Origin of the sequence: Sphingopyxis chilensis (genome assembly GCF_035930445.1) — a bacterium.
In the GTDB taxonomy this organism is placed as follows: Bacteria; Pseudomonadota; Alphaproteobacteria; order Sphingomonadales; family Sphingomonadaceae; genus Sphingopyxis; species Sphingopyxis chilensis.
The window spans coordinates 2,863,311-2,889,589 of the sequence record NZ_CP142394.1 but is presented as its reverse complement, the minus strand read 5'-3'; the positions used below and the strand labels follow the sequence as shown (position 1 = coordinate 2,889,589).

27 protein-coding genes are annotated in these 26,279 nt (G+C 64.8%); 18 read left to right on the top strand and 9 right to left on the bottom strand.

What is annotated here, in order from left to right; all coding sequences use genetic code 11:
- The first annotated feature begins 1 nt into the window (after position 1).
- The 4 genes from VSX79_RS13420 to VSX79_RS13405 all read left to right on the top strand — a co-directional run bounded on the left by VSX79_RS13420 (position 2) and on the right by VSX79_RS13405 (position 3,620).
- Entirely contained in the window at positions 2–1,336 is a 1,335-nt protein-coding gene (locus VSX79_RS13420; RefSeq protein WP_326913596.1) for an outer membrane protein assembly factor BamB family protein, read from the top strand.
- Positions 1,337–1,480: 144 nt separating this feature from the next.
- Complete coding sequence (der, locus tag VSX79_RS13415) at positions 1,481–2,884, top strand: ribosome biogenesis GTPase Der (RefSeq protein WP_326913595.1); 1,404 nt, start codon at positions 1,481–1,483, stop codon at positions 2,882–2,884.
- Positions 2,874–3,098 (top strand): sulfurtransferase TusA family protein, encoded by a 225-nt coding sequence (locus VSX79_RS13410; protein ID WP_179494632.1) that lies wholly within the window; start codon positions 2,874–2,876, stop codon positions 3,096–3,098. The genes der and VSX79_RS13410 overlap by 11 nt, the downstream gene beginning before the upstream one ends.
- 117 nt (positions 3,099–3,215) lie before the next feature.
- Entirely contained in the window at positions 3,216–3,620 is a 405-nt protein-coding gene (locus VSX79_RS13405; protein ID WP_179494634.1) for an Hpt domain-containing protein, read from the top strand.
- Here the strand turns inward: VSX79_RS13405 and VSX79_RS13400 are convergent.
- Complete coding sequence (locus tag VSX79_RS13400) at positions 3,614–4,870, bottom strand: DUF418 domain-containing protein (protein WP_179494636.1); 1,257 nt, start codon at positions 4,868–4,870, stop codon at positions 3,614–3,616. The genes VSX79_RS13405 and VSX79_RS13400 overlap by 7 nt on opposite strands.
- Before the next feature lie 157 nt (positions 4,871–5,027).
- On the opposite strand from VSX79_RS13400, the gene VSX79_RS13395 reads away from it, so the two are divergent.
- Positions 5,028–5,807, top strand: a complete 780-nt coding sequence (locus VSX79_RS13395; protein ID WP_179494638.1) for a Coq4 family protein — start codon at positions 5,028–5,030, stop codon at positions 5,805–5,807.
- Between the two features lie 65 nt (positions 5,808–5,872).
- Here the strand turns inward: VSX79_RS13395 and VSX79_RS13390 are convergent, their stop codons facing one another.
- The 6 genes from VSX79_RS13390 to VSX79_RS13365 form a co-directional block, all read right to left on the bottom strand.
- Positions 5,873–6,223 carry an endonuclease domain-containing protein gene (locus VSX79_RS13390; RefSeq protein WP_326913594.1) on the bottom strand — a complete coding sequence of 117 codons (351 nt, stop codon included), beginning with the start codon at positions 6,221–6,223 and terminating at the stop codon, positions 5,873–5,875.
- Between the two features lie 66 nt (positions 6,224–6,289).
- Positions 6,290–7,027: a DUF72 domain-containing protein gene (locus VSX79_RS13385; protein ID WP_326913593.1), complete on the bottom strand. Its 738-nt coding sequence runs from the start codon at positions 7,025–7,027 to the stop codon at positions 6,290–6,292.
- A 110-nt stretch (positions 7,028–7,137) separates the two neighbouring features.
- Positions 7,138–9,393 carry a phosphoribosylformylglycinamidine synthase subunit PurL gene (gene purL, locus VSX79_RS13380; protein WP_326913592.1) on the bottom strand — a complete coding sequence of 752 codons (2,256 nt, stop codon included), beginning with the start codon at positions 9,391–9,393 and terminating at the stop codon, positions 7,138–7,140.
- An 83-nt stretch (positions 9,394–9,476) separates the two neighbouring features.
- Positions 9,477–9,773, bottom strand: a complete 297-nt coding sequence (locus VSX79_RS13375; protein WP_179494646.1) for a hypothetical protein — start codon at positions 9,771–9,773, stop codon at positions 9,477–9,479.
- A gap of 130 nt (positions 9,774–9,903) precedes the next feature.
- Positions 9,904–10,320: a DUF2177 family protein gene (locus VSX79_RS13370; RefSeq protein WP_326913591.1), complete on the bottom strand. Its 417-nt coding sequence runs from the start codon at positions 10,318–10,320 to the stop codon at positions 9,904–9,906.
- Complete coding sequence (locus tag VSX79_RS13365) at positions 10,317–10,982, bottom strand: metal-dependent hydrolase (protein WP_326913590.1); 666 nt, start codon at positions 10,980–10,982, stop codon at positions 10,317–10,319. The genes VSX79_RS13370 and VSX79_RS13365 overlap by 4 nt, the downstream gene beginning before the upstream one ends.
- Positions 10,983–11,055: 73 nt before the next feature.
- Here VSX79_RS13365 and VSX79_RS13360 point away from each other — a divergent pair, with 73 nt between their 5' ends.
- The 10 genes from VSX79_RS13360 to VSX79_RS13315 all read left to right on the top strand — a co-directional run bounded on the left by VSX79_RS13360 (position 11,056) and on the right by VSX79_RS13315 (position 20,936).
- A complete protein-coding gene (locus VSX79_RS13360) occupies positions 11,056–11,319 on the top strand; it encodes an exodeoxyribonuclease VII small subunit (protein ID WP_179494652.1) in 264 nt (87 codons plus the stop codon).
- A gap of 6 nt (positions 11,320–11,325) precedes the next feature.
- Positions 11,326–12,246 carry a polyprenyl synthetase family protein gene (locus tag VSX79_RS13355; RefSeq protein ID WP_326913589.1) on the top strand — a complete coding sequence of 307 codons (921 nt, stop codon included), beginning with the start codon at positions 11,326–11,328 and terminating at the stop codon, positions 12,244–12,246.
- Complete coding sequence (coaD, locus tag VSX79_RS13350) at positions 12,246–12,752, top strand: pantetheine-phosphate adenylyltransferase (RefSeq protein WP_179494656.1); 507 nt, start codon at positions 12,246–12,248, stop codon at positions 12,750–12,752. The genes VSX79_RS13355 and coaD overlap by 1 nt, the downstream gene beginning before the upstream one ends.
- Before the next feature lie 87 nt (positions 12,753–12,839).
- Positions 12,840–13,640, top strand: coding sequence for a peptidylprolyl isomerase (locus VSX79_RS13345; RefSeq protein ID WP_326913588.1), 801 nt, complete (start codon positions 12,840–12,842; stop codon positions 13,638–13,640).
- 24 nt (positions 13,641–13,664) lie between these two features.
- Positions 13,665–14,729 carry a tRNA preQ1(34) S-adenosylmethionine ribosyltransferase-isomerase QueA gene (gene queA, locus VSX79_RS13340; RefSeq protein ID WP_326913587.1) on the top strand — a complete coding sequence of 355 codons (1,065 nt, stop codon included), beginning with the start codon at positions 13,665–13,667 and terminating at the stop codon, positions 14,727–14,729.
- 736 nt (positions 14,730–15,465) lie between these two features.
- Positions 15,466–16,017 carry a spore coat protein U domain-containing protein gene (locus tag VSX79_RS13335; RefSeq protein WP_179494660.1) on the top strand — a complete coding sequence of 184 codons (552 nt, stop codon included), beginning with the start codon at positions 15,466–15,468 and terminating at the stop codon, positions 16,015–16,017.
- A gap of 87 nt (positions 16,018–16,104) precedes the next feature.
- On the top strand, positions 16,105–16,656 hold the full coding sequence (locus tag VSX79_RS13330) for a spore coat protein U domain-containing protein (RefSeq protein ID WP_179494662.1): 552 nt from the start codon (positions 16,105–16,107) through the stop codon (positions 16,654–16,656).
- Between the two features lie 95 nt (positions 16,657–16,751).
- A complete protein-coding gene (locus tag VSX79_RS13325) occupies positions 16,752–17,546 on the top strand; it encodes a fimbria/pilus periplasmic chaperone (protein ID WP_179494664.1) in 795 nt (264 codons plus the stop codon).
- 37 nt (positions 17,547–17,583) lie between these two features.
- Complete coding sequence (locus tag VSX79_RS13320; RefSeq protein ID WP_179494666.1) at positions 17,584–20,037, top strand: fimbria/pilus outer membrane usher protein; 2,454 nt, start codon at positions 17,584–17,586, stop codon at positions 20,035–20,037.
- A 14-nt stretch (positions 20,038–20,051) separates the two neighbouring features.
- Positions 20,052–20,936, top strand: a complete 885-nt coding sequence (locus VSX79_RS13315) for a hypothetical protein (RefSeq protein ID WP_179494669.1) — start codon at positions 20,052–20,054, stop codon at positions 20,934–20,936.
- 22 nt (positions 20,937–20,958) lie between these two features.
- Here VSX79_RS13315 and VSX79_RS13310 read toward each other — a convergent pair whose 3' ends face one another.
- Positions 20,959–21,378, bottom strand: coding sequence for a hypothetical protein (locus tag VSX79_RS13310; RefSeq protein WP_179494671.1), 420 nt, complete (start codon positions 21,376–21,378; stop codon positions 20,959–20,961).
- 103 nt (positions 21,379–21,481) lie between these two features.
- Positions 21,482–22,147, bottom strand: coding sequence for a helix-turn-helix domain-containing protein (locus VSX79_RS13305; protein WP_179494673.1), 666 nt, complete (start codon positions 22,145–22,147; stop codon positions 21,482–21,484).
- A gap of 219 nt (positions 22,148–22,366) precedes the next feature.
- On the opposite strand from VSX79_RS13305, the gene VSX79_RS13300 reads away from it, so the two are divergent.
- The 3 genes from VSX79_RS13300 (at position 22,367) to tgt (ending at position 26,278) form a co-directional block, all read left to right on the top strand.
- The gene (locus tag VSX79_RS13300; protein ID WP_179494675.1) at positions 22,367–24,556 is read left to right on the top strand and encodes an EAL domain-containing protein; all 2,190 of its coding nucleotides are present in this window, start codon (positions 22,367–22,369) and stop codon (positions 24,554–24,556) included.
- 62 nt (positions 24,557–24,618) lie between these two features.
- A complete protein-coding gene (locus tag VSX79_RS13295) occupies positions 24,619–25,107 on the top strand; it encodes a hemerythrin domain-containing protein (protein WP_179494677.1) in 489 nt (162 codons plus the stop codon).
- A 46-nt stretch (positions 25,108–25,153) separates the two neighbouring features.
- Complete coding sequence (gene tgt, locus VSX79_RS13290) at positions 25,154–26,278, top strand: tRNA guanosine(34) transglycosylase Tgt (RefSeq protein ID WP_326913586.1); 1,125 nt, start codon at positions 25,154–25,156, stop codon at positions 26,276–26,278.
- Position 26,279 lies beyond the last annotated feature (1 nt).

Genomic DNA, 26,279 nt, shown 5'->3' with positions numbered 1-26,279 from the left:
TATGCGGAACACGCGTTACGGATTCTATGCGGCGCTGCTGGCGCTGCCGCTTGCTGCATGCGGGGTGTTCAAGGGCGACGGCGGGCCGAAGACGCCGACGATCGGCGATCGCGTGTCGATCCTGTCGAACGATAGCAGCATCAAGGTCGATTCCGCGACCGCCGCAATCGCGGTCGTCCTGCCCGAACCGGCGGTCAATGCGGCCTGGGCCCAGTCGGGCGGCAATGCGTCGAAATCGATGGGCCATCCGGCGCTCGGTGCGACGCGCGCGAAGCTGTGGGAAGCGAGCATCGCCGGCAGCACCAAGAAGCAGCGCCTCGCCTCGTCGCCGGTGATCGCCGACAACCGGCTGTTCACGGTCGATACCGATGCGGTCGTCTCGGCCTTTGCCGCCGACACCGGTGCGAAGCTGTGGAGCGCGGCGATCGGCAGCACCGGCAAGGATTTCAGGGATTCGCTGTTCGGCGGCGGCGCCGCGGTCGATGGCAATGTGGTCTATGCGACGAGCGGCGTCGGCGACGTCGCCGCGCTGAACGCTGCCGACGGCTCGGTGATCTGGAAGGTGAAGCCCGCCGGCCCGCTGCGCGGCGCGCCGACGGTCGCGTTCGGCGGCGTCTATGTGATCAGCCAGGATAACCAGATTTACGCGCTCAATGCCGCCAATGGCGCGGTGCAATGGCAGGCGACGGCATCGACCGAGGCCGGCAGCGTGTTCGGCGCGGCATCGCCGGCCGCCGGACAGGGCACGATCGTTGCCGGCTTCTCGTCGGGCGAGGTGCAGGCCTATCGCTACGAGAATGGCCGCGACCTGTGGGAAGACGCGCTCGCGCGCACGTCGATGGCGCTGTCGGTGTCGACGCTCACCGATGTCGACGCCGACCCGGTGGTCGACCGCGGCCATGTCTTCGCGCTCGGCCAGGGCGGCCGCATGGCAAGCTATGAACTCGTCACCGGCCAGCGCAGCTGGGAAATCTCGATCGCGGGCATTTCGACCCCCTATGTGGTCGGCGAATGGGTCTATGCGATGACCGACGACGGCAAGCTGCTCTGCGTCGCGCGCGCGAACGGCAAGGTGCGCTGGCTCCAGCAGCTGGCGCGGTTCCGCGTCGAAACCGAAAAGAAGAAGAAGGACCCGATCCGCTGGACGGGGCCGATCCTGGCCGGCGGCCGGCTGATCGCGGTCAACAGCGAAGGCACGCTGGCGGAATTTTCGCCGACCGACGGGTCGCTGCTGGCATCGACCGAATTCAAGTCGCCGCTGTCCCAGTCGCCGGTGGTCGCGAACAATATCTTGTACGTGCTCGCGGACGACGGGACGATCACGGCCTGGCGCTGACGGAAACATCGCGCGGTCATTTGTCCCGTGTCCCCGAGCGAAGACGAGGCAGCGACCGTTCTCGCTCCGCTCGAACGAGCCCTCGCCTTCGCTCGGGAACACGGCCGTATTTATCGCTTTATGCTTTGAAATGAGGACTCTGTAATGTCGCGACACGCGACGATCGCCATTGTCGGTCGACCCAATGTGGGCAAATCGACGCTGTTCAACCGGCTGGTCGGCAAGCGCCTTGCGCTCGTTGACGACCAGCCGGGCGTGACGCGCGACCGCCGCGAAGGCGACGGCGAACTGCTCGGCCTGAAATTCACGATCGTCGATACCGCGGGTTTCGAGGATTATGACGCGGCGACCTTGCCCGGCCGGATGCGCGTCCAGACCGAAAAGGCGGTGCGCGAGGCCGACGCCGCGCTGTTCATGATCGACGGCCGCGCCGGGGTAACCCCGCTCGACCAGGAAATCGCGCGCTGGCTGCGCAGCGAGGACACGCCGATCATCCTCCTCGTCAACAAGGCCGAAGGGAAACAGGGCGAAAACGGCCTGATGGAGAGCTATTCGCTCGGCTTCGACAATCCGGTGGCGCTCAGCGCCGAACATGGCGAAGGTGTCGTCGACCTGTTCGATGCGCTTCGCCCGATCGTCGAGGGTTTCGACGCCGCCGAGGCCGAAGCCCGGCTGCCTCCCGTCCTTCTTGGGGAAGATGGGGGCGAAGAGGATGAAGACGCGCCGCTCGGCCCGATGAAGCTCGCGATCGTCGGGCGCCCCAATGCGGGCAAGTCGACGCTGATCAACCGCATGATCGGCGAAGACCGGCTGATCACGGGACCCGAAGCCGGGATCACGCGCGATTCGATCCGCGTCGACTGGCAATGGGAAAAGGACGGCGAGGTCCACGAGATCCAGCTGTTCGACACCGCCGGCATGCGCAAGCGCGCCAAGGTGATCGACAAGCTGGAGAAATTGTCGGTTGCCGATGCGCTTCACGCGGTCGATTTCGCCGAGGTCGTCGTGCTGCTGCTCGATGCGACCAAGGGGCTGGAGGCGCAGGATCTGCGCATCGCCGACAGGGTGCTTCAGGAAGGACGCGCGCTGATCGTCGCGCTCAACAAATGGGACGTCGCCGAGGATCCGTCGGCGCTGTTCAACGGCGTGCGGGCGGCGCTCGACGACGGGCTGAGCCAGGTCAAGGGCGTGCCCGTGCTCAGCATTTCGGGCGCGACGGGCAAGGGTATCGACACGCTGGTCCGCGTCGCGTTCGAACAGCGCGAGATCTGGACCAATCGCGTGTCGACCGCGCGGCTCAACCGCTGGTTCGAGGGTGCCGTCACGGCGAACCCGCCGCCGGCGCCCGGCGGCAAGCGCATCAAGCTGCGCTATATCACGCAGGCGCGCACGCGGCCGCCGACCTTTGTCGTGTTCGGGTCGCGGACCGATGCGCTGCCGGGAAGCTATGAACGCTATCTGGTCAACGGGATGCGCAAGGAGCTGGGGTTCCAGGGCGTTCCGGTGCGGCTCAATTTCCGCAATTCGCGCAATCCGTATGACGAGTGACGGATCGGCGCTGGTCGTCGATGCGCGCGGGATGCGCTGTCCCTGGCCTGCGCTGCGCCTCGCCCGCGCGATGCGCGATGCGCGCGAAGTGCTGCTGATCGCCGACGATCCGCAGGCCGGCCGTGAGGTAGCGGCGCTTGCCGACGAACATGGCTGGCGGGTCGAGGATGCGACGCCGGCCACCGCGGGGCGCTGGCGCGTACGCCGCGACTGACCCGAAACGGGGCGGCTTTGGCCGCACGCTAGCCGTCAGCGTAACGTCTTTTTTACCCAAGTTGGGCATGGAACGGCCGGGACCACGGCCGAATATGAACACCAAGGGACGAAAGCATTGGACGAAATTCTGGTCGATTGGGATGAGTTTCGCGCGACGCGCACCGAATTGGGTGCCGCATTCGTACGGATTCTCGGCTATTTTCGCGAAGACGGGACCAAGTCGGTCGCCGCGATCGAAGAGGCGATGCGTGCGCGCGACGCGCGCGGTCTCGTGATGCCCGCCCACACGCTGAAGAGCGAAGCGCGCCAGTTCGGCGGAGAGAAACTCGGCGCGCTGGCCGAGGATATCGAGATGTTCGCGCGCCACTGCGTCGAAAGCCAGACCAGTCCCGAGGAGTATCTGCCGCGCGTGGTCACGCTGCGTCCGCTGTTCGAGGAAACGCTGGCCGCGCTCGAGCGCGAAGCCAATCCGCTCGTCCAGCGACGCCCTTCGGGTTTCGGTCGCGCGGCGAGTTACTGAGCGGCTGCGGCCTTCTTCATCGGCTGAACCCGCCAGCGCGACAGGCTGCGCCACAGCCATTCGAGCGGCCCATAATGATAGCGTTCGAGCCAGGGTTTCGACCATAGCAACATCGCGGCCCACATGCCGAAGCAGAAAAGGTAGAGCGGCAGGCGGCCGACGCTGCCAAACAGGCCGAGCCCATAGCCATAGAAAATCGTCGTCATCACGATCGAGGTCGCGAGATAGTTGGTGAAGGCCATGCGCCCCGCTGCAGCGAGGCGCGAGCGCACGGCGTCGCTCGCCCTGGTCTTGATGAGCAGCATGATCAGCGCCGCCCAACCGACGGTCATCAGCGTATCGAACGGGATCGACAGCACGATCGTCGAGCCGAAGATCGCCACGGCGTCATAGCCCGCCTCCATCTGATAGACGGCAAGCCCCGCCAGCGGCGGCGCCGCGACAAGGAAACAGATGATGGCCCATTTGCGATAGCGCGCGGCGTCCCATTCGCCGGTCAGCATGCGCGATTTGAACAGCGCCATGCCGACCAGCATCAGCCCCATCGTTTCCCACAGGAACAGGCTGAGGAAAAAGAGCGGGTCGCCGGCCATGTCTCCGGTCCGGTGCGCGACGATGCCGGAATAGCTACCGAGGTAAAGCGCCATTTCCTTTGCATAGGCCGGCGTCGAGGGGCCCATGTCGGCGTTCATCTGGGCCAGCGCCTCCTTCATGCTTGCCGCGACCTCGGGCGGCAGCGTGCCGGCCTGTGCCATCGCGAGCGACGTCCACAGGCTGCCGGGCAGACCGATGCCGATCAGGAAGAAGGGGATCGACCAGAGCAGGAGCGCCTTGACCGACAGGTTGCGGAACAGGAAGAGCAGCAGCCCGCACATCGCATAAAGGAAGAGGATGTCGCCGAACCAGATCAGGTAGAAATGGACGAGGCCGAAGATCGCGAGCCAGAACATACGCGAATAATGCGCGCCCGCGGCGCTGCGCCCCGCCGCAGCGGCGCTGTCGATGACGAGCAACGTGCTCGCCCCGAACAGCATCGAAAACATGCCGCGCATCTTGGAATCGACAAATATGAAGTTGAAGAACCAGGTCGCGATGTCGGCGGCGCCCGGCGGCCCGCCCGCAGCGGGATTCGCATAAGCGGGGAAGGGCAGGGCGAAGGCAACGATGTTCATCGCCAATATGCCCATCACCGCGACGCCGCGAATGGCATCGAGGCTTTCATAACGCGTCGCCGTCGCCGGACTGTCCATGCCGCATTCCCCTTCGGCCGAGCGCGCAGGGGTATCGTGCGCGGCGAGGAGCGTCGAGCGGATTCTTGCGCGCGTCGGGAGCGGTGTTAACGCACTATTGACATCTGTGTCAGTAATGTTATTTCGACAGCATCATCTGATTCGAGCGAGAGCCGCCATGATCCCCACCATCTTCTCCCACCCCGACCGCCAGCCGCAGAAGTTCCGCCCCTTCAAGGCGCTTCAGCACTTCCGCAAGCTGATCGCGGACAAGGAGGATACCGAGCAGGTGTTCCACATCTTCGAGAATCTGCCGCGCAAAGGCTTCATGGCCGACGCCCGCGCCTTCGTCGAAAGCGAAAAGGGCCGGCGGCTGATGGCGAGCGAGCCCTATCTGCCCGACCTGCTCGACGATCATGCGTGGATCGACCAGCTGCCCGAAGGCAGCGTCGGCCACGCCTATGTCACCTTCATGCGCCGCGAAGGCCTGTCGGCGGCGGGCCTCGTCGCCGAAGCCGACAAGATGGGCCGCCCCAAGTTCGACGACCAGGTGCAATGGTATTCGAACCGCCTGCGCGACACGCACGACCTGTTCCACATCCTGACCGGCTATGGCCGCGACGCGCTGGGCGAACAGTGCGTGCTCGGCTTTACCTATGGCCAGACGGGCAATTACGGCAATTTCTTCATCGCCTATGCCGGCGGTTATGAAGTGAAGCGCGGCGTGAAGGCCGACGCCCCGGTGTTCGGCGCGATCCGTCAGGGCCAGCGTAACGGCAAGGCGGCCAAGGCGATCATCGAGCAGGATATCCGCGCGCTGCTCGCCGAACCGCTCGAAGCCGCGCGTGCGCGGCTGGGGATCGGCAAGCCGACGCTCTATGAAGAAGCGCACCGCGCGTATCGGAGCCGCGGGATCGATCCGTATAACTTCCTCGCGGCAAAAGCGGCGATGGCGTGATCCAGATCCTCCCCATCGCGAAGCGTTGGGGAGGGGGACCGCCGCGAAGCGGTGGTGGAGGGGTTCTAGCTCTCGGTACAGAGCCTGACGATGCTGTCTGCGACAGCGGCTGGGTCGGCGAGTACGTCCTTCGCGGCGATCCGAAGCACCCGTATTCCTTGCGATTCGAGCCACTGATATCTCGCCTCATCGCGTTCGGCTCTGTCCCCCATATCATGGGCGAGGCCATCGATCTCGATCGCCAGCTTCAATTCGAACACATAGAAATCGAGCACATATCGGCCGATCGGATGCTGGCGCCGGAATTTGACATAGCCCGGCTGTTTTCTCAGGATTTGCCACAACAGCACTTCGGGTAGCGACATCTTGCGGCGGAGCCGTCGGGCATTTTTATAGGCGTTGTTGCTTGGCGGCACGCTTGACCCCTCCACCACGCCCTTCGGGCGCGGTCCCCCTCCCCATCGCTTCGCGAAGGGGAGGATCTATCTTAGCTTCGCGATCAGCGCCTGTGCCGCTGCGGGGTTGCGGACTTTCGCGCCGGATATGAAGAAGATATAGACGTCGCGATCGCCCTCTGCCCAGTCCTTGGCGCGCTTGGCCCAAGCGTCGAGCGCCTTTGCGTCATATCCCGTTGCGATGTCTTCCTGGCTGCGCTGCAATCGCGCATAGGTGAAGTCGGCGGTCTGTTCGTCGATGCACGGAAATTCGTCGCTGTCGGCGAAGACGACCGCCATGTTGCGCTCGCGCAGCATGTCGATGAACGCCGGGTCGCGGAAGCTTTCGTGCCGTACCTCGATCGCATGGCGCAACGGCAGGCCGTCCTGCGCATCGGGCAGCAGGTCGAGGAAGCCTGCGAAATCGTCAGGCACGAATTTCTTCGTAGCCATGAACTGCCAGTAGATCGGTCCGAGCCGGTCGCCGAGCCGCGTGATGCCCTGCGTCAGGAATTTCTCGATCGATGCCGCGCCTTCGGCCAGCACCTTGCGGTTCGTCGTGAAGCGTGACGCCTTGACGCTGAACTGGAAGCCGTCCGGAACCGACGCGGCCCAATTGGCGAAGGTTTCGGGCTTCTGGCTGCCATAATAGGTGCCGTTGATCTCGATCCCGCTCAGATACTGGCCGGCATATTCGAGCTCGCGCTTTTGCGCGAGGCCAGCGGGGTAGAAGGGGCCGCGCCACGGTTCGTAGGTCCAGCCGCCGACTCCGACATAGATGCTCATATGCGCGTCACCTCCGTGCCAAAACACTTCGCCATTGCGAGCGTAGCGAAGCAATCCAGGGCGTGACAAGCCGCTCTGGATTGCTTCGCTACGCTCGCAATGACGGATGGTTAGGCAAGCGCCGCGTCGGCGCCCATCAGGTTCGGGAAGAAGCCCTCATGCGCCTCGCGAAGTTCCGCCAGCGTCACCTGATGGTCGCTGCCCTCGAGTTCGAAGACGATGCGGTCCTTGATCGTGCGGCCCACCGGATCGACCGGCACGTCGGCGCGGCCCGCGGCGTCGAGGAAGTCGGCGAGGCAGGTGTCGCAGACGGTGACGAGATAGAGGCCCTGATCTTCGCCGAAGAAGCTCTCGGCAATACCGAACGGCTGTTCTTCGCTGACGAGCACGCCGATGTTCGACTTCAATGCCATTTCGGCGAGCGTCACCGCCATGCCGCCGTCGGACACATCGTGGCAGGCGGTGATCCAGCCGGCGTTGATCGCGCCGCGGATGAAGTCGCCGGTGCGCTTTTCGCAGCGGAGGTTCACTTCGGGGGGCGGGCCTTCCTCGCGTCCGTGGATTTCGCGCAGCCACACCGACTGGCCCAAATGCCCGGCGCGTTCGCCGACCGCGAGCACGATGTCGCCGGTGCGCTTGAAGCCGATGCCGACCGCCTTGTTCAGGTCCTCGATCACGCCGACGCCGCCGATGGCGGGAGTCGGCAGGATTGCGCTGCCGCCGCCGGTCGCCTTGCTCTCGTTATAGAGGCTGACGTTGCCCGAGACGATCGGATAGTCGAGCGCGATACACGCCTGCGCCATGCCGTCGAGACAGCCGGTGATCTGCCCCATGATCTCCGGGCGCTGCGGGTTGGCGAAATTGAGGCAGTTGGTGATCGCGAGCGGCGTCGCGCCGACCGCGCTGATGTTGCGCCAGGTTTCGGCGACCGCCTGCTTGCCGCCCTCGACAGGGTCGGCGTAGCAATAGCGCGGGGTGCAGTCGGTCGACATCGCGAGCGCGCGGTTGGTGCCGTGGATGCGGACGAGCGCGGCGTCGCCGCCGGTCTGCACCGTGTCGGCGCCGACCTGGCTGTCATATTGTTCCCAGATCCAGCGGCGCGATGCGATGTCGGGGGTGCCCATCAGCGTCTTGAGGTCGGCGGCGACGTCGGTCGTTTCGGGGACGTTGGCCAGCGGCGCCTGCTTCGGGGTCGCGACGTGCGGGCGGTCATAAAGCGGCGCGTCGTCGGCGAGCGGGGCGAGCGGGATGTCGCAGACGATCTCGCCATGATGCTCCAGCACCATGCGGCCGGTGTCGGTGACGGTGCCGATGACCGCAAAGTCGAGTTCCCATTTGTGGAAGATCGCGGCGGCGAAATCCTCGCGGCCGGGCTTCAGCACCATCAGCATGCGTTCCTGCGATTCGGACAGCATCATTTCATAGGCGGTCATGCCGGTTTCGCGCTGCGGCACATCGTCCATCTTGAGGTGGAGCCCGACGCCGCCCTTCGACGCCATTTCGACCGACGAGGAAGTGAGGCCCGCGGCACCCATATCCTGAATCGCGACGATCGCGTCCGACGCCATCAGTTCGAGGCACGCCTCGATCAGCAATTTTTCGGTGAAGGGGTCGCCGACCTGCACCGTCGGGCGCTTTTCCTCGGCATCCTCGCCGAAGTCCGCGCTCGCCATCGTCGCGCCATGGATGCCGTCGCGGCCGGTTTTCGAGCCGACATAGACGATCGGATTGCCGACGCCCGATGCGGCCGAATAGAAGATCTTGTCCTGTTCGGCGACGCCGACGGTCATCGCGTTGACGAGGATGTTGCCGTCATAGGCCTTGTGGAAATTGACCTCGCCGCCGACCGTGGGGACGCCGACGCAATTGCCATAGCCGCCGATGCCGTGGACGACGCCCGAGATGAGGTGCTTCATCTTCGGATGGTCGGGGCGGCCGAAGCGCAGCGCGTTGAGGTTCGCCACCGGGCGCGCACCCATGGTGAAGACGTCGCGCAGGATGCCGCCGACGCCGGTCGCCGCGCCCTGATAGGGTTCGATGTACGAGGGGTGGTTGTGGCTCTCCATCTTGAAGATGGCGGCGAGCTTCTTGCCGCCTTCGCCTTCACCGATGTCGATGACGCCGGCATTTTCGCCGGGGCCGCAGATCACCCACGGCGCTTCGGTCGGCAGTTTCTTGAGGTGGAGACGCGAGCTTTTATAGCTGCAATGCTCGGACCACATGACCGAGAAGATGCCGAGTTCGACCAGGTTCGGTTCGCGCCCGAGCGCGGCGAGGACGCGCTCATATTCTTCCGGAGACAGGCCGTGTTCGGCGACGATCTCGGGAGTGATGACGGAGGCGGGCGCGGGTGCTGTCTGAGTCATGGCGCGCCTTTAGCCGTGCGCGCGTAAAACGAACAGACCCCATGATGCGAAAACATCATGGGGTCTGCGGTCGGAGCTGGATTTTAGCGCGAGGCGAGGGTGGTCGGCTCGACATTGAGCGGTTCGACGTCGCGGAGCGTGAAGCTGACCTGCTGCGAGCCGACGGTGCCGCGGACGCGGTGGCTGCCGACGCGGAGCGTGAACGGCTTGCCGGTGCGTTCCTCGACGCCGTTGATCACGCGAGTGTCGCCCACCTTGGTGACGGTATAGCTGTAGGTCGAGCCTTCATGTTCGAAACGCTTGACCGGTTCGTCCTTGGCGAGCGCGGCGGTCGGCGCCAGCGCGAGCAAGCCAAGGGCGGGGAGAATATAGTTTTTCATGGTGCAAGTCCTTGTCGGTTGAACAAAACTTGCCTTCGAGCCCCTCTCTTCTTGTGCGGTGCAACATGGCTGGCGACGCGCGCGCCAGCAATTGCAAAAAACCGAAGCGTGATTGCGCGAAGCGAACGGGTCAGCCGCCGCGCGGCACCCAGGCGAGCACAAGCCGCGCCGCCGCGCCTGCTGCAAAGCCGGTGGCGAGCGTGCCCCAGGCGATGTCGAGCAAGGTGACCTTGATCGACCAGATCTTCATCGTCGCATGATTGGTGAGGTCATAGGTCATATAGCAAAAGAAGCCGAACAGGGCGCCCCACAGCGCCGCGACCTGCCACTTGCCCGCCGTGAGCGCGGGCGCCACCGCGAATATCTGGATGCCGAGAATATAGAGGGCGTAGAAGATGAGCGCGGGGGCCGGGCGCCATCCGTCCATCAACAGCGCGCCGATTTCCGGGCGGTAGATTTTCACGACCATCATCCGGAGCCAGAACGCATCGAGGATGCCGAAAATGATCGCGGTGGCGGCGTAGCTTGCGGCGAATTGCAGCGTCATGGGATTGCTCCGGCTATTCGAGGACGCCTGTTCGCGCCCGCCCATGCCGCGGTTCCCGCGAGCAGCGCATAGGCGAAAAGCATCGTTGCGGGGACCGCGAGCGAATAGGCGGGCTCTTTCGGGCCGAACCAGTCGATCGCCTGTACGAGGACGAGCAGCCCGGCGAGGAGCCAGAGCCGGCGGTTGCCGCCCGGCGCCTCGGTAAGGCGGGCATAATAGAGGAGGGCGCCGCCGATCAGCAGCCCTTCCAGCGGCATCGCGATCATCGGGTGATTCCAGAGGCCGAACCCCAGCTTCGGCGGCGTACCATAGAGCGTCAGGTCGGGAATATGGACGGGAAGGTCGATGAACCAGTGCGACACCACGACAAGCGCGGCGCCGATCGCCGCCGCTTTGCGTTTCGTTGCCAACCAGACGATGATGCCGAACAGTATCGCCCAGACCAGCGTGCCGAGCAGGCTGTGCGTATAGGGCATATGATGAAGGTCCATCGGGTTCATCGCGGTGATGCCGGGGACGATGCGCATCGCCTCGATCCCCGGGACGAGCAGCACGGCGAAGCCGATGTCGACGAGCTGGGCGGCGACGAACAGCGTCCCGAGCCCCGCCGCCTTGGGGCGGGCCGCGACGACCAGCGCCGGGGCGAAATGGCCGATGAACATGGCGCGACGCTATAGGGCAAAATCACCACGTCAAGCTTGACCACGAGGGGGCGAAGGGGCCAAAGCAGGGCACATGACGGATACCCCCGAACCCGCTGCCGCTCCCGACATCGCCTCGCTGTCGTTCGAAGCCGCGATGGGCGAGCTTGAAACGATCGTGCGGCGGCTCGAAAGCGGCGACGTCAGTCTCGAGGAATCGGTGATGCTTTACGAGCGCGGCCATGCGCTACGCGGCCATTGCGAAGCGCGGCTCGCCGCGGCGCAGGCGCGGATCGAACAGGTCAGTCTGGGGGCAGACGGTCGTCCCGCGGGAACCACTCCCTTCGGCGAAGGCTGATCGGCGATGGCGCTTGCCGACGACCAGCTTTCGCGGGAGACGCAATTGCTGCTTTCGACCCAGGCCGAGGTCGTGGCGGGGATCGACCGGCTGTTCGACCAGTTGCTGGCGGTGCCCGCCGATCCGCGCGGGCCGCTCTATGAAGCGATGCGCCACGCCGCGATCGCCGGCGGGAAACGGCTGCGTCCGATGCTCGTCCGTGCCGCGGGCGACCTGTTCCACGTCGATCGCGCGCTGACCCTGCGCGTCGGCGCGGCGGTCGAGGCGATGCACGTCTATTCGCTGATCCACGACGATTTGCCGTGCATGGACGATGACGATATGCGCCGCGGCAAGCCGACGGTGCACAAGGCGTTCGACGAGGCGACCGCGGTGCTCGCGGGCGATTCGCTCCATGCCCTCGCCTTCGAATGGCTGTGCGACCCGGCGACCAGCGCCGACCCCTTCGTGCGCGGCGAGCTGTGCTGCGAACTTGCGCGCGCCGCGGGGCCGGCGGGCATGGCGGGCGGGCAGATGATGGATCTCGCCGCCGAAACATCGGATTTCGACCTGCCGACGGTGACCCGGCTCCAGCAACTCAAGACCGGCGCGCTGATCGCCTTTTCGGTCGAGGCGGGTGCGATACTGGCGCGCATCCCGCCCGAGGGGCGGCGCCCCTTGCGCGGCTATGCGCGCGACATAGGGCTGGCCTTCCAGATCGCCGACGACATCATGGATGTCGAAGGCGACGAGGCGCTGGCGGGCAAGGCACTGCACAAGGACGCCGCCGCGGGCAAGGCGACGTTCGTGACGCTGATGGGGCTGGAGCGCGCGCGCGAACAGGCGACGCTGCTCGTCGAACAGGCGATCCAGCATCTTGCCGGCTTTGGCGAAGAGGCGGCGCTTTTGCGCGCGATCGCGCGCTATGTCGTGGAAAGGGACCGTTGATGCGGGTGGGGGTTTATCCGGGCACGTTCGATCCGATCACGCTCGGCCATATGGACATCATCCGTCGCGGCGCGAAGCTGGTCGACCGGCTGGTCATCGGGGTGACGACGAACATCACCAAATCGCCGATGTTCGACGACGACGAACGGATCGCGATGGTGAAGGCCGAAGTCGCGTCGATCGAGGGCGATATCCGCGTCGTCGGGTTCAACTCGCTGTTGATGGACTTTGCGGAGCGCGAGGGCGCGACCGTCATCGTTCGCGGGCTGCGCGCGGTCGCCGACTTCGAATATGAATATCAGATGGCGGGGATGAACCAGCAATTGAACGACCGCATCGAGACGGTGTTCCTGATGGCCGACGTCGGGTTGCAGCCGATCGCGTCGCGGCTGGTCAAGGAAATCGCGATCTTTGGCGGCGACATCCGGAAATTCGTGACGCCCGCGGTGCGCGAGGCGGTGGTCGGCCGCATCGCCGAGCGGGGGCTGCTTCAGGGCGAGCGTTGACACCGATCATTGAGCGTTCAGCTTTTTCCCGCTAGGGCGCGCCAGTCGGGGCGCAAATCCTGTTTAGTTATCAGAGGCCGATCCAGCATGAAATCTTCCTTCCGCCCCTTGGTTTTGACGGCGATGGCGTTCGGTCTCGCGACGGTCGCCGTCGCGCAGGAGGTGCCGTCCGCACCCTCGCCGAACCCCGAAAGCAGCCAGCCGGTGCCGCCGGCGGACACGCCGGCACCGGTGGAAACGCCCGCTCCAGCGGCGGAGGCGACCGACGCGACGCCCGCGGCAGAGACGCCCGCGGTGCCGGCGATGCCGGCCGACCAATATATGGGCGTCCCCGAATATATGCTCAACCTTGACCTCTCGACAGGCGGGCGGGTGGTGATCCAGCTCTATCCCAATGTCGCGCCGAACCATGTCGAGCGCGTCAAGCAACTGGCGCGCGCGGGATTTTACGACGGGATCAAGTTCCATCGCGTCATCGACGGCTTCATGGCGCAGACGGGCGATCCGACCGCGACGGGGCAGGGCGGGTCGCAGCTTCCCGACCTCAAGGCCGAATTCAACCCCACCCCGCACCTGCGCGGCACCCTGTCGATGGCGCGCGCGCAGAGCGAGGACAGCGCGAACAGCCAGTTCTTCATCATGCTCCAGCCGCGCTTCTCGCTCGACCGACGCTACACTGCCTTCGGCCGCGTCGTGTCGGGGATGCAATATATCGACGCGATCCATAAGGGCGAGCCGCCCGAAGTGATGTCGCGCATGGTCCAGGTGTCGGTCGCCGCCGACAACAAGCCGGTGCCGCCCGCATCGATGCTGACCGAGACCGTGCCCGCGCCGACCGTGGTGCCCACCGTGACGGCCGACGAGCTCAACGCGCCCATCGGCCAGTAACCCCCGGGAGGCGCGCGAACCCTCATGCGCGTCGACGCCTTCGATTTCGATCTTCCCAATGAGCGCATCGCGCTGCGTCCCGCGCGGCCGCGCGATGCGGCGCGGATGCTGGTGGTCGATGGCGGTGAAATCGTCGATGCCGGCGTGCGCGACCTGCCGCAATGGCTTCGCCCTGGCGACTGCCTCGTCTTCAACGATACGCGCGTCATCCCGGCGCAGCTCGAGGGACGGCGCGGCGCCCGTGACGAGGACGGCGCGCAGAGCGCGCCGGGGGCAAAAATCGGCGCCACGCTCCACAAGCGTATCGACCTGCGCCGCTGGCAGGCGTTCGTGCGCAACGCCAAGCGGCTGCGCGTCGGCGAGACGGTCGATTTCGGCGCAGGCGTCGAGGCGGTCGCCGAGGAGCGGCTGGCCGACGGCAGTTTCATTCTCGCCTTCGCCGGCGACGAGCCCGTCGAACTGCTGCTCGAACGCGCGGGCACGATGCCGCTGCCCCCCTATATCGCGGGCAAGCGCGCGACCGATGCCGATGACCGCAGCGACTATCAGACGATGTTCGCGCGCGAGGACGGCGCGGTCGCGGCGCCGACCGCGGCGCTGCACTTTACGCCCGGGCTGCTGGATGCGCTGACGGCGGCGGGAGTCGCGACCGAGACGCTGACGCTCCACGTCGGCGCGGGCACCTTCCTGCCGGTGAAGGCCGACGACACCAAAGACCATGTCATGCACGCCGAATGGGGACGGATCGAACCCGACACGGCCGCGCGGCTCAACGCCGTGCGCGCGGCTGGCGGCCGGGTGATCGCGGTCGGGACAACGAGCCTGCGCCTGCTCGAAAGCGCGGCGAACGACGACGGCACGATCGCGCCTTTCGCGGGCGATACCGCCATCTTCATCACGCCGGGTTATCGCTTCAAGGCGATCGACGGCCTGATGACCAACTTCCACCTGCCGCGATCGACCTTGTTCATGCTGGTCAGCGCGCTGATGGGATTGGAGACGATGCAGGCGGCCTATGCCCACGCGATCAAGGGCGGCTATCGCTTCTACAGCTATGGCGATGCGAGCCTGTTGCTACCGGGCCCATAGACGGCCTCCATCCCTTTTCGCTGTCGCAAGTCGGCAGCTTGCGCTGCGCCGAGGCATGTTTGCGGGTTGCCGGCGGCCATCGCGACCAAATGATAAGTTAATTGCATAGTTCAACGCCGCGATGGCGAAAATTCCCTCCTGATCGCGCTCCTCGGCAATCGGCGCGGTCCTGCGTGCGATGTGTGGGAGCGAGTCGGACCGCGAATGGCGCGCACCGCTCATCCGGGCGCGCCCTCTTTCAATAAACATATGTTATAAAATATGTTTTTTCTCGACGCCGTGCGTGCTCAGGAGGGCCAATAACTGGCTTTCCGACTGTTCGATTTCGATACAGTTCGGTCAAAAGCGCGGTTCCGCGAGATCGAGGGGTGGTGGCGCGGCGTTCGTCTCCCGCGAGGCGACCTGGAGATGCCCCGGTGAAACCGTAGGGCACTAAGCTTTTATAATCGCGCTATTTTGCCCGATATTCTCACCGCTTCCGCTAAGAATGTAAACTTTAAACTTGTTTCATACGGTCGAGGTTCGGGCTGGCTGTTCCGGAAATCCGGAGCATCTTTAATGTTTTAACCAATCATAAACGGTTGCGCTGCCGCGCAGCTAGTTTAATTAGTTGTTAACCGCAGGGGACGAGTCGCAGGCTGAAGAGCCTTCTCGGCGGTTGGGGGAGCGAGCAGGGCGCCGTCGCCGGCGCCTTTCGCTTCTGATGACATGACCAGTCTGAATGAGGGGAATTACCATGAAGAAGCTTTTTGCCGTGGCCGCACTGTCGGCCATGCTTTCGACGCCTGCTTTCGCTGCGGACTCGGATTCGGAATCGTTCGACATCAATGCGAATGTTGCTGAAACCTGCACGATGGAAGGCATCAGCGATATCGAACTCGGTACGCTGTCGATCAACACCAACGCCGGCAGCAATGCGCTGTTCCTGAATGGCGCGTCGGCCGACAACGCCGGCGAATTCTGGCTGAGCTGCAACGAAAGCAACCGCATGTCGATCGTTCCGACGCTCGGCAAGCTGAAGAACCAGACCCGTACCCTGCAGCCGGGCGATGACGCCGGCTTCAAGGACACGATCAACTATTCGGTCGCTGCCCTGAACTATCGCAACGGCTTCCTGCAGCCGTCGTTCAACAGCATCCTCGGCCCGCTGCTCCAGAACCAGAGCCGCGGCGCGATCCATCGCAAGATCGACATGGGTGCTGCGGTGACGTTCCTCGGCAACCTCGATGCCCGTCCGCTGGCCGGCACCTACAAGGACACCGTGACGGTTACCGTCACGACGATCTGATCCTGATCGCAGGGGAAGGGCTCCGCCCTTCCCCTGTTTCTTTGCGGATCGCGATGTTCGGGATCCGACCGCCTGGAGAATTACCCCATGAACAAGCTTCTGATCGCTTCGCTCGGCGCCATGCTCGTCGCGACGCCCGCTTTCGCTGCCGATTCGGACAGCGAATCGTTCGACATCAACGGCAACGTCGCCGAAACCTGCACGATGGAAGGCATCAGCGACATCGACCTCGGTACGCTGTCGATCGACACGACCGCAGGCTCGGGCGCGCTGCTCATCAATGACACGTCGGCCGACGAAACCAGCCCGTTCTGGGTCAGCTGCAACGAGAGCAACCGCATGCTGATCGACGCCGACCTCGGCGTGCTGAAGAACCAGACGCGCACCGTGCAGGCGGGCGACGATGCCGGCTTCAAGGACACGATCAACTATTCGGTCCGTGCGCTGAACTATTTTAACGGCGGCGCTGGCCCGGAGCATAATTCGGCCAACGGTTCGACCGGCCAAAACACGATCCGCGGCGCGATCCATCGCCAGGTCGAACTGCGCGCGCGCGTTCGTGCCAACGAAAACACCGATGCCCGTCCGCTGGCGGGCGAATATCAGGACACCGTCACGGTCACCGTGACGACGATCTGACGGGATTCGTTAAGCAGATGCGGAAGGGGGAGCTTAAGGCTCCCCCTTTCAGTCTGTAGCGATTGTTTCTGCAAGCGACCCGGGGGGGATTGGCCTTGTTCCGCAAATCTTTGATGCTGGCGCTCGCCGCCGCAACCTTGGCCGTGAGCGTCAGCCCCGCCGAGGCCGCCCGGGTGACGCCGATGACGGTCGAAATGACCCCGGCGGGTCGCGGTTCGACCGCGCGCATCGAGGTCACGAACTCCGAAGACCGCACGCTGCCGGTCGAGCTGCGGATGTTCCGCGGCGACGTGAACGAGGCGGGCGAATTGACGCTCACCCCGGCCGACGAGAAATTCGTCGTCTTTCCGCCGCAGGTTGTGATCGGGCCGAACGCGCAGCAGGTTTTCCGTATCCAGTATCTGCCGAGCGAACCACTCGCCAAATCCGAAATCTATTATGCCGCGGTCAGCCAGATCCCGGTCGAACTCGATTCGACGGTTTCGCGGATCCAGGTCGTGATGCGCTTCAACGTGCTCGTCAACGTCGTGCCCGAAGGCACCAAGCCCGAGCCCGTCGTCACCTCGGCCAAGGCGCTCGTCCGCGAAACGGTGGTCCCGCCCGACGAGCGGCTGCCGGTCGAGGAACAGAAGCCGAAGACCGTCACCGAACGCGGGATCGAGGTGCGCATCGAAAATCGCGGCACGCGTTACTTCGCAGCCGGGCGCACCGGGTGGACGATCAACGCGACGCGCGAGGACGGCACGCCCTTTTCCGAATCGCGCACGCCGAGCCGGATGAGCGATGCGGTCGGCTTTGGCCTGGTGCCGCCCGGTGGGGCGCGCATCTTCTTCGTTCCGGTCGACGAACCGCTGCGCGAGGAGGGCGTCAGCGTCACGCTCGAGGACTAGTCGGGGGCGACGCGGGGCAGGTTCAGGGGGGCTTCAATTGATACGCTATTGTTCACGCATCACATTGGCGTTGGTGGCGCTTCAGTCGCCCTATGCCTATGCTGCGATGCAGGATCAGGGGCCGCCTCCGCCTCCCGCAGCCGCGGCGCAGCGCTGGACGCAGCTGCAGCTGCCGCTCGTTCGCAACGGGCAGCTGAGCGGCGATATCTTCGCCGAAGTGACCTCCGACGGCCGGATACGCTTCGAGCGCGCGTCGCTGCTCGAACGACTCGCGCCTTATCTCACGCCCTCCGGAGCCGAAACGCTGAGCGCATCGTTCACCGGATCGGCCTTTCTGACCCCCGAAGAGCTGGAAGCCGCGGGGATCATCCTCCGATATAACCCGTCGCTGCTCGAAGTCGCGGTCGAACGGATCGACGCCAATCTCGCTGCGGTGCAGACGCTGGGCCCGGTGATTACCGAGAGCCGTGTGCCGGTGACGCAGCAGCCCGAGGATTTCAGCGCCTATCTGAACGTCGTCGGCGATTTTCGCCTCGAAGATTTCGAGACGTTCGAGGATCCGGGCGTCCTGGTATTCGGCGCCGCGCGCTTCAAGGGCGTCGTGGTCGAATTCGACGGCGGATATGACAAGGCGATCACGGGCGGGCAGGGCGGTTTCTATCGCCGCTCGGCGCGCGCGGTCTATGACGAGATCGACAAGCTGCGCCGCTGGAGCGCGGGCGACCTGCAATTGTCGGGTATTCCCGTGATGTCGGGCGCGCTGCTCGGCGGCGTCGCCGTCGAAAAGGGCCGGCGGGTGTTTTCGGGCATCGGTCCCGTCGCGCAATTGGGCAGCCAGCAGATATTGCTCGATCGCGACGCGACGGTCGAAGTGATCATCGACGGCCAGCAGGTCCAGACCTTGCAACTGGCGGCGGGCCCCTATGACCTGTCGCAACTGACCTCCCAATATGGCGGCCGCAACGCGCAGTTGTTCGTCACCGATGTGACTGGCCGGCGGCAGCTCGCCTCGTTCGATCCCTTTTTCGATCCGGTCGACCTGGGATCGGGCGAAGAGGAATATAGCGCGGGCATCGGCTTTGTCGCGAAGGCGTTCGAAGCCTCACCCAAATATGGCGGTTTGCCAGCCTTTTCGGGCTATTATCGCCGCGGCATGAGCAACCGCCTGTTGCTCGGCGGCGCGCTGCAATTGTCGGAGGACATCCAGGTCGCGGGTGCCGAAGTCGTCGTGTCACCGCGGAATATTCCGGGCCGCATCGAATTTTCCGGTGCCATCAGCACGGGCGATGATTTCGGCTATTCGCTGCGCGGCGCGTACAGCCTTCAGGTCGGCAGGGGGACGCAGGGGCGGCAATTGTCGGTCAGCGCCGATTATCGCAGCGACCGCTTTCAGACTCTGACCGACGCGATCGCCGGCGACCGGTTCGAAACGCTGAACGTGACCGCAAATTATTCACAAAGCCTCAGCGAACGGACCACGCTGGTCACGGGTGCGAACTGGTTTCACCGGCCGGGGTTCAACAGCACCCATAGCGTCTATGCCGACGTCATCCATCGCACGCAAAGGTTCCGCATCACGGCGGGCGTCGAATATGGCAAGGGGCTGAACGAGAACCGCTTCGGCGTCCGGCTGGGCATCACGGTGCCGCTGGGCGGCCGCACGCGCGCCGAGGCCAATTACAACAGCCGCCGCGAAACCGCGCGCGCCTTTGTGACGCGCAGCTATGAGGATCGGGTCGGATCCTTCGGTTACGACCTCGGCGTCCGCCGGTCGCGGAACGACGCCTCGATCGATGCGATCGCCAATTATGTCGGCAATCGTTTCTATGCGCGCGGCTCGGTGACGACGGGTGGTTCCGGCTTTGGCGACATCGACGAGCGCCAGCAGGCGCGCCTCCAGCTCGGCTCGTCGATCGCCATCGCCGGCGGCGACGTGGCGATCGGGCGCCCGATCAACGACAGTTTCGTCATCGCCAAACCGCACGAAACCGCGGAACCGGGCCAGGTCGTGCTCGGCCGGTCGATCCAGGACAAGCGGTTCGACGCGCTCAGCGGAACGCTCGGCCCCGCGCTGGGTTCGCGCCTGCAATCCTATACGAGGCAGAATGTGACCTATGATCTGATCAACGGCCCTGCCGGCTACGACATCGGCAGCGGTATCGACACCGTCGAGCCCCCGTATCGCAGCGGCTATAATATCACCGTGGGCAGCGACGCCAATGTGACCGCCTATGGCGTGCTCAGCATCGACGGGACGCCGGCGTCGCTGGTCGCGGGGTCGATTTCGTCGACCGACGATGAGGATTTTGCGAGCCAGCCTTTCTTTACCAATTCGGTGGGCCGATTTGCTATCATGGGCTTGCGGCCGGGCAAGACCTATCAGGTGCGGTTGACCGAGCCCGCGGGCAGCTATGTGATCGAGGTACCAGCCGACTCGCAGCCGCTGTACCAGCTTGGCGACATCGCGATCACGTCGGCGGCGGCGAAATGACAGGAGTGGGATGGATGCGCGCATATATGGGAACGCCGGTCGCGCTGGCGCTGGCGAGTTTTGCCACCGCCGCGCACGCGGAGTGCGTGCCGAGCTTCGTCGCGGGTGGCAATTCGGTGGCGCTCACGCCCGCGGGCAGCTTCGAGGATGGCCAGTTGAACGAGCGCTTCCTCGTCCGATTGCGCAACGACGGCGACACGATATGCGAGCTGCGGCTTGCAGTGGGCCGCGATATCGCCGCGTCGGATCCGAGTTTCCCGAAGTTCGAACTGTTCGGGCCGAATGGCGCCGTCGCGATCGGCGATGCGGACGGGGCACGATCGAGCGCCCGGTCGGCGGTCGACATCGTCATCCCGACGGGGGGTGAGACGTCGATCCCTTATGATGTTCGCATGAAGCTGGGCTGGGGCTTTGAATCGGGAAGCTATGGCCAAGCGCTCGAATTCTTCCTGCTTCCGCGAAGCGGGCAGGCCGAGCTCGGCGTCCAGCGTACCCAGCTCAGCCTCAACATCCCGGCGGTGGCGCGTATCCGTTTCGCCGGCGCGGGCAACGCGCGCGGATCGGCGAGCGTCGAGATGGGGACCTTGTCGCCGAACGCGCCGTCGACGTCGCCGCCCTTTGCCATCCGCGTGCTCAGCACCGCTGGATATCAGATGGATCTACAGTCGGAGAATCTGGGCGCGCTGCGCCGGATCGACGGGCCCGAGGTCATTCCTTATCGCATGACGGTGTCGGGGCGCGCGATGAATCTGCGGAGCGGCGGCGATCGCATCCAGGTGGCGCGCCACACCGGCTCGACGGGCAATGTCCATCCGGTCTCGGTCGTCGTCGACCCGGACCCGACATTCCATGCGGGCAATTATCGCGACCGGATCACAGTCACCGTCACGCCGATGTAAGGGTTGCCGCCGCGGCGGCGCGTCAGATCGTGGTGATCGTCAGGTTGATCGCCAGCGGCGTCGAAAGGCCGCTATACTGGACGCTGATCGGCCGCAGACCATATTTGGCGCCGGTGCGGTTGGCGACCTGGCTCCAGCCATCCTCGCGAAGATAGGTCAATTCGCCGGCATAGTTGAACGCGACCGCCTCATTCTGTTCGAGCGGGCGGTGCGACGCGACGACCTGAAAGCCCTCCTGCGTGTTGCAGCTTTCGAAGACCGTGCCGCTGGCGAAGCCGTTGCCCTGCGACGTCAGCACCGTCGAGGCGTTGATCTCGCAATATTCGGGAACGGTGACGCGCACGTCGAACGACGCCTTGCCCGCTTCGGCGGCCATGGCGCCGCTGCTGGTGAAGGCGACCGAAACACATGCGATCGCGCTGTAAAGCCGAACCTTCTTCATCGTCTTTCACCCTCTTCTGCTGAGAGTGCCCTACGCGATGCGAGTTAAGGAATGTTTGATGGCTTGCCGGAAAATGGCTTCAATTTCCGCCAGTTTTTTCGCTCTAGATCTCGATGGTGAACCTGATCTTGTCGGGATCGACGCCCGCCGCCTTGGCGATTTGCGCCTTGGCCTTGGCGACCAGCTCGTTCAGATTTTCTGCCTCGTCGAACCCTAGAAGTTCGGAAATTTCGACCCCGAGCGCCTCCGACAGGGCCTCGATCCGGCCGGCCTTGGGGCGCGCCTTGTCGAGCTCCCACGCCGAGATCGACGGTTCGCTGACTCCCAGCCGGACCGCGAGCTGTCCCTGGGTCAATTCCTTCGCCGTGCGCAGCCGTTGCAGGCGGACGCCGAAGCTTTCCGTGGTGGCGGCGGGCAGGTCTTCAGGGGGATGGGCATCCGGCCCCACCACGCTCCGCAGCTGCGCGGCGCTGAGCGTCGCGGACGAGATCGGCATTTCGAACTGGCACCCGGCAAGGCGGCCGCTCGTCCAGATGACCTTGGTCGCCGTCTTGCCGCTGTGCGGCAGGTTGACCTCGATCACCTCGCCGATTTCCAGCGCCGCGGCGCTTTCGACAAGCATGCCGGTCGCCGAAATATTGTGGACCAGCGCCTCGATCTCGGCGCCCGTCGCCTTCGATCCGTGCAGCGGCAGCCGCAGCTGCCGCCGCGACGCGCGGCCCTTGCCCGCCGTTCGCGGAACTTCGTTCAGATATACAGTCATTGCCATGCGCGCACCCATCGCGAGGCCCATATTAACATTTGGCTTCTTGGGAAGGTTAATGAGGCAGGATGAGTGAAAGTCACGAGGGTGGCGATGCGCCCGCGCGGAGTGATCCCGCTCCCGATGTTTCGTATTGGAGCAAGTCCTTGGATATTTACACTATCGCAATCTGTTGCCGCGCATAGCGGCCGGACAAGTGGCGGGATCAGATAAAGAGTTTGTTGGATGGATGTGCCATCGCGGATGGAATCCGGCGACCGGGGACAGGAAGATATCGACGAAGCCCATCGCGGCTTTTTCGGGATGCTCGGCTCCCGCATCGGCAAACAGCGCGGCGATGCCGCGGCGAACCTGCACACCCACGACGCGCTGCTGCTGCTCCGGAACTACGAGGAAAGCGGTCAGGGTTGGTTCTGGTCGACCGACGCGAAGGGACGCCTGACATATATTACCGATTCGGTGGCGCGGTTGATGGGCCGGACGACCGGCGAACTGCTCGGCACCGCCTTCACCGAGCTGTTCCTGCCCGTCGACAGCCAGGGCGAGCGTCAGCGCACCTTGCCCTTCCTGCTGACCAAGCAGTCGAAATTTCACGAGCTGCCGCTGCGCAGCGCGTTCGAGGGTGACGACCGCTGGTGGGCGATTTCAGGTCGGCCGCAGTTCGACGGTTCGGGCAAATTCACCGGTTACCGGGGGAATGGCACCGATATCACCGAGCAACGCCGCTCGGCCGAGGACGCGTCGCGGCTGGCGCTCTATGATTCGCTCACCGGGCTCGCCAACCGCTTCAACATTTCGAAAAAGCTCGACGCGACGCTCGCCGCGTTCGCGCAGCAGCAACGCTCGTGCGCGATCATGCTGCTCGACCTCGACCGGTTCAAGCAGGTCAACGACACGCTCGGCCATCCGGCGGGCGATGCCTTGCTGAAACAGGTTGCCGAACGGCTGCTCAAGATCGTCGGCGACCGCGAAATGGTCAGCCGCCTCGGCGGCGACGAATTTCAGATCATCCTGCCCGATATCGAGGATCGCGGCAAATTGGGCGACATGGCGACCGACATTATCGCCAGCCTGTCGCAGCCCTATTCGGTCGAGGGCAGCCGCTGCATCATCGGGGCGTCGGTCGGCGTCGCCATCGCCCCCTTCGACGGCGAGAGCAGCGACGACCTTGTCCGCAACGCCGATCTGGCGCTCTATGCGGCAAAGGGCAACGGTCGCGGCCGCTTCAGCTTTTATTCGAGCGATTTGCACCAGGCGGCCGAACACCGCCGGATGCTTGAAGAGGATCTGCGCGACGCGTTGTCGCGCGGTGAAATCACGCTTTGCTATCAACCGGTCGTCAATTCCAAATCGAACATGGTGACGGGCGTGGAGGCGCTGATCCGCTGGACCCACCGCGAGCGCGGTGTGATTTCGCCGGCAGTGTTCATCCCGATCGCCGAAGAAGCCAATCTGATCTGGAAGCTCGGCCAATGGGTGCTTCGCAAGGCGTGCGAGGACGCCGCGGGCTGGCCGGGCGACATGCGTGTCGCGGTCAACGTCTCGCCGATCCAGTTCGCCAACCCTGACCTGCCGAAGGTCGTCGCGCAGGCGCTCGACGTGACGGGCCTCGCCCCCGACCGGCTGGAACTGGAAATCACCGAAAGCGTGTTCCTGGGCGACACGGCCGAAACGAACCAGATGTTCAAGGCGCTGAAGGACCTCGGGGTTCGCCTGGCGCTCGACGATTTCGGCACCGGCTATTCGTCGCTCGGCTATCTGCAATCGGCGCCGTTCGACAAGATCAAGATCGACCAGAGCTTCGTTCGCGACGCGACGATACCGGGGTCGCGCAACGCCGCGATCATCGCCGCGATCGTCGCGCTCGCCGAGGCGCTCGAGATGGAAACGACCGCCGAGGGCATCGAATCGCTCGACCAGCTCGAGCTGATCCGCAAGCTCAACGTCAGCCACGTCCAGGGCTATATCTACAGCAAGCCGGTGCCGCAGGCCGACCTGATCGAACATGCCGAGAGGGGATCGTGGACGATCAAGCCCACGGGGCCGGCGCGCCAGCGCAACGACCGTTTTTCGATGTTCCGCAAGGTCGGCGCGATCCACGACAATCATCGCTATAACGTCGTCATCCGCAACCTGTCGACGACGGGCGCCTTTATCGAGGGGATCCTGGACGTGCCCGTGGGCACGCGCTTTGTGATCGATTTCGGGGAAGGGCAGCTCGTCACCGCGACGGTCCGCCGCTCGGCGAAGCACCAGCAGGGCGTCGAATTCGAACAGACGATGGTCAGCGACGGCAATGGCGGGCTGTGCACGCGCCACCGCGTCTCCCCCTATCTGATCGCGGCGGCGGCGCAGCAGACGAGCGCGCTCGCGCTGCCGACCTTCACGACGACGAACGACTGGAAAGAGGCGTGACGCCGGAACCCGCCTCGCGCTGACCCGTTCTGTCTCCGAACCGCCAACCGACGGAGACCGACATGACCGAAACCAAAATCTTCGCGCGCCTGAAGGCCGACCACGACCGCCACCGCGAGCTTCTCGACCGGATCGACGCGACGCACGGCGACAGCGACGACCGCCGCACGCTGTTCGAAAGCTTTCGCGTCGAGGTGACCGCGCATGCGGCGTCCGAGGAAATGTCGCTCTATGCGACGATGCTCGCCGACCCCGACCTGCGCGATGAAGCGCAGCACAGCGTCGCCGAGCATAAGGAAATCGAGGATTTCCTGACCGAATTATACGAGATGGACTTTTCCTCGACCGGCTGGCTGACGCGCTTCCGCACGATGAAGGACCGCTATCTCCACCATATCGACGAGGAGGAGGAAGAGATGTTCCCCGCCGCCGAAAAGGAACTTTCGGATGCGCGCAAGAAGGAACTGATCAAGATCTTCGAAAAGGAAAAGCCGAAGGAAAAGGCCAAGGCGGCCGAAGAAGAGCCGTCGAGCGAAGAGGCACGCGACTAGCCGCGGCGCTCGACTTTTGGCGCGGCGCTCGCCATAGGCGCGCGCCATGACCGACAGATTCGCTTTCCGGGTCGCCGCGACCGATGGCGCCGCGCGCACCGGCGTCATCGCCATGCGGCGCGGCGAGATTCGCACGCCGGCCTTCATGCCCGTCGGCACCGCTGCGACGGTGAAGGCGATGCGCCCCGCAGAGGTTCGCGCGACCGGCGCCGACATCATCCTTGGCAACACCTATCACCTGATGCTGCGCCCCACCGCCGAACGCATGGCGCGGCTGGGCGGGCTTCACAAATTCATGGGCTGGGACCGGCCGATCCTGACCGACAGTGGCGGCTATCAGGTGATGAGCCTGTCCGCGCTGACCAAACAGAGCGAGGAGGGGGTCGCGTTCAAGAGCCACCTCGACGGCTCGCGCCACATGCTCACCCCCGAACGCTCGATGGAGATCCAGCGCCTGCTCGGCAGCGATATCGTGATGGCGTTCGACGAATGCCCTCCGAACGGCGTCGATGCCAAGCGCGCCGAGGCGAGCATGGAACGCTCGATGCGCTGGGCCGCGCGCAGCCGCGCCGGCTTCGATGCGGGCGAGGAACATGCGGCGCGCTCGGCCTTGTTCGGCATCCAGCAGGGGTCGCTCGACGAGAAATTGCGTGCGTGCTCGGCGGCGGCGCTGACCGATATCGGCTTCGACGGCTATGCGATCGGCGGGCTCGCGGTCGGCGAGGGGCAGGAGGCGATGTTCGGCGTGCTCGACTATGCGCCCGCGCAGCTTCCCGCCGATCGCCCCCGCTACCTGATGGGCGTGGGCAAACCCGACGACCTGGTCGGCGCCGTCGCGCGCGGGGTCGATATGTTCGATTGCGTGCTGCCGACGCGATCGGGACGCAACGGGCAGGCGTTCACCTGGGCTGGCCCGATCAATATCCGCAATGCCAAATTCGCCGAGGATCAGGCGCCGCTCGATTCAGGCTGTGGGTGCCCCGTGTGCGCGACATGGTCGCGCGCCTACCTGCATCACCTCGTCCGCTCGGGCGAGATGCTCGGCGCGATGCTGATGACGCAGCATAATCTGCATTTCTATCAGGATCTGATGCAACGAATGCGCGACGCGATCGCCGCGGGCAGCTTCTCGTCGTTCCAGAGCGATTTCGACGCGCGCTACAAGCGCTGAC

Coding starts and splice junctions, on each gene's coding strand:
- VSX79_RS13345 (WP_326913588.1), top strand. CDS start 12,840: ATGAAATCTTCCTTCCGCCCCTTGGTTTTGACGGCGATGGCGTTCGGT.
- VSX79_RS13335 (WP_179494660.1), top strand. CDS start 15,466: ATGAAGAAGCTTTTTGCCGTGGCCGCACTGTCGGCCATGCTTTCGACG.
- VSX79_RS13410 (WP_179494632.1), top strand. CDS start 2,874: ATGACGAGTGACGGATCGGCGCTGGTCGTCGATGCGCGCGGGATGCGC.
- VSX79_RS13375 (WP_179494646.1), bottom strand. CDS start 9,773: ATGAAAAACTATATTCTCCCCGCCCTTGGCTTGCTCGCGCTGGCGCCG.
- VSX79_RS13355 (WP_326913589.1), top strand. CDS start 11,326: ATGGCGCTTGCCGACGACCAGCTTTCGCGGGAGACGCAATTGCTGCTT.
- VSX79_RS13365 (WP_326913590.1), bottom strand. CDS start 10,982: ATGTTCATCGGCCATTTCGCCCCGGCGCTGGTCGTCGCGGCCCGCCCC.
- VSX79_RS13300 (WP_179494675.1), top strand. CDS start 22,367: ATGGATGTGCCATCGCGGATGGAATCCGGCGACCGGGGACAGGAAGAT.
- VSX79_RS13360 (WP_179494652.1), top strand. CDS start 11,056: ATGACGGATACCCCCGAACCCGCTGCCGCTCCCGACATCGCCTCGCTG.
- VSX79_RS13400 (WP_179494636.1), bottom strand. CDS start 4,870: ATGGACAGTCCGGCGACGGCGACGCGTTATGAAAGCCTCGATGCCATT.
- VSX79_RS13305 (WP_179494673.1), bottom strand. CDS start 22,147: ATGGCAATGACTGTATATCTGAACGAAGTTCCGCGAACGGCGGGCAAG.
- VSX79_RS13330 (WP_179494662.1), top strand. CDS start 16,105: ATGAACAAGCTTCTGATCGCTTCGCTCGGCGCCATGCTCGTCGCGACG.
- coaD (WP_179494656.1), top strand. CDS start 12,246: ATGCGGGTGGGGGTTTATCCGGGCACGTTCGATCCGATCACGCTCGGC.
- VSX79_RS13310 (WP_179494671.1), bottom strand. CDS start 21,378: ATGAAGAAGGTTCGGCTTTACAGCGCGATCGCATGTGTTTCGGTCGCC.
- VSX79_RS13385 (WP_326913593.1), bottom strand. CDS start 7,027: ATGAGCATCTATGTCGGAGTCGGCGGCTGGACCTACGAACCGTGGCGC.
- purL (WP_326913592.1), bottom strand. CDS start 9,393: ATGACTCAGACAGCACCCGCGCCCGCCTCCGTCATCACTCCCGAGATC.
- VSX79_RS13370 (WP_326913591.1), bottom strand. CDS start 10,320: ATGACGCTGCAATTCGCCGCAAGCTACGCCGCCACCGCGATCATTTTC.
- VSX79_RS13420 (WP_326913596.1), top strand. CDS start 2: ATGCGGAACACGCGTTACGGATTCTATGCGGCGCTGCTGGCGCTGCCG.
- VSX79_RS13395 (WP_179494638.1), top strand. CDS start 5,028: ATGATCCCCACCATCTTCTCCCACCCCGACCGCCAGCCGCAGAAGTTC.
- VSX79_RS13295 (WP_179494677.1), top strand. CDS start 24,619: ATGACCGAAACCAAAATCTTCGCGCGCCTGAAGGCCGACCACGACCGC.
- tgt (WP_326913586.1), top strand. CDS start 25,154: ATGACCGACAGATTCGCTTTCCGGGTCGCCGCGACCGATGGCGCCGCG.
- der (WP_326913595.1), top strand. CDS start 1,481: ATGTCGCGACACGCGACGATCGCCATTGTCGGTCGACCCAATGTGGGC.
- VSX79_RS13315 (WP_179494669.1), top strand. CDS start 20,052: ATGCGCGCATATATGGGAACGCCGGTCGCGCTGGCGCTGGCGAGTTTT.
- queA (WP_326913587.1), top strand. CDS start 13,665: ATGCGCGTCGACGCCTTCGATTTCGATCTTCCCAATGAGCGCATCGCG.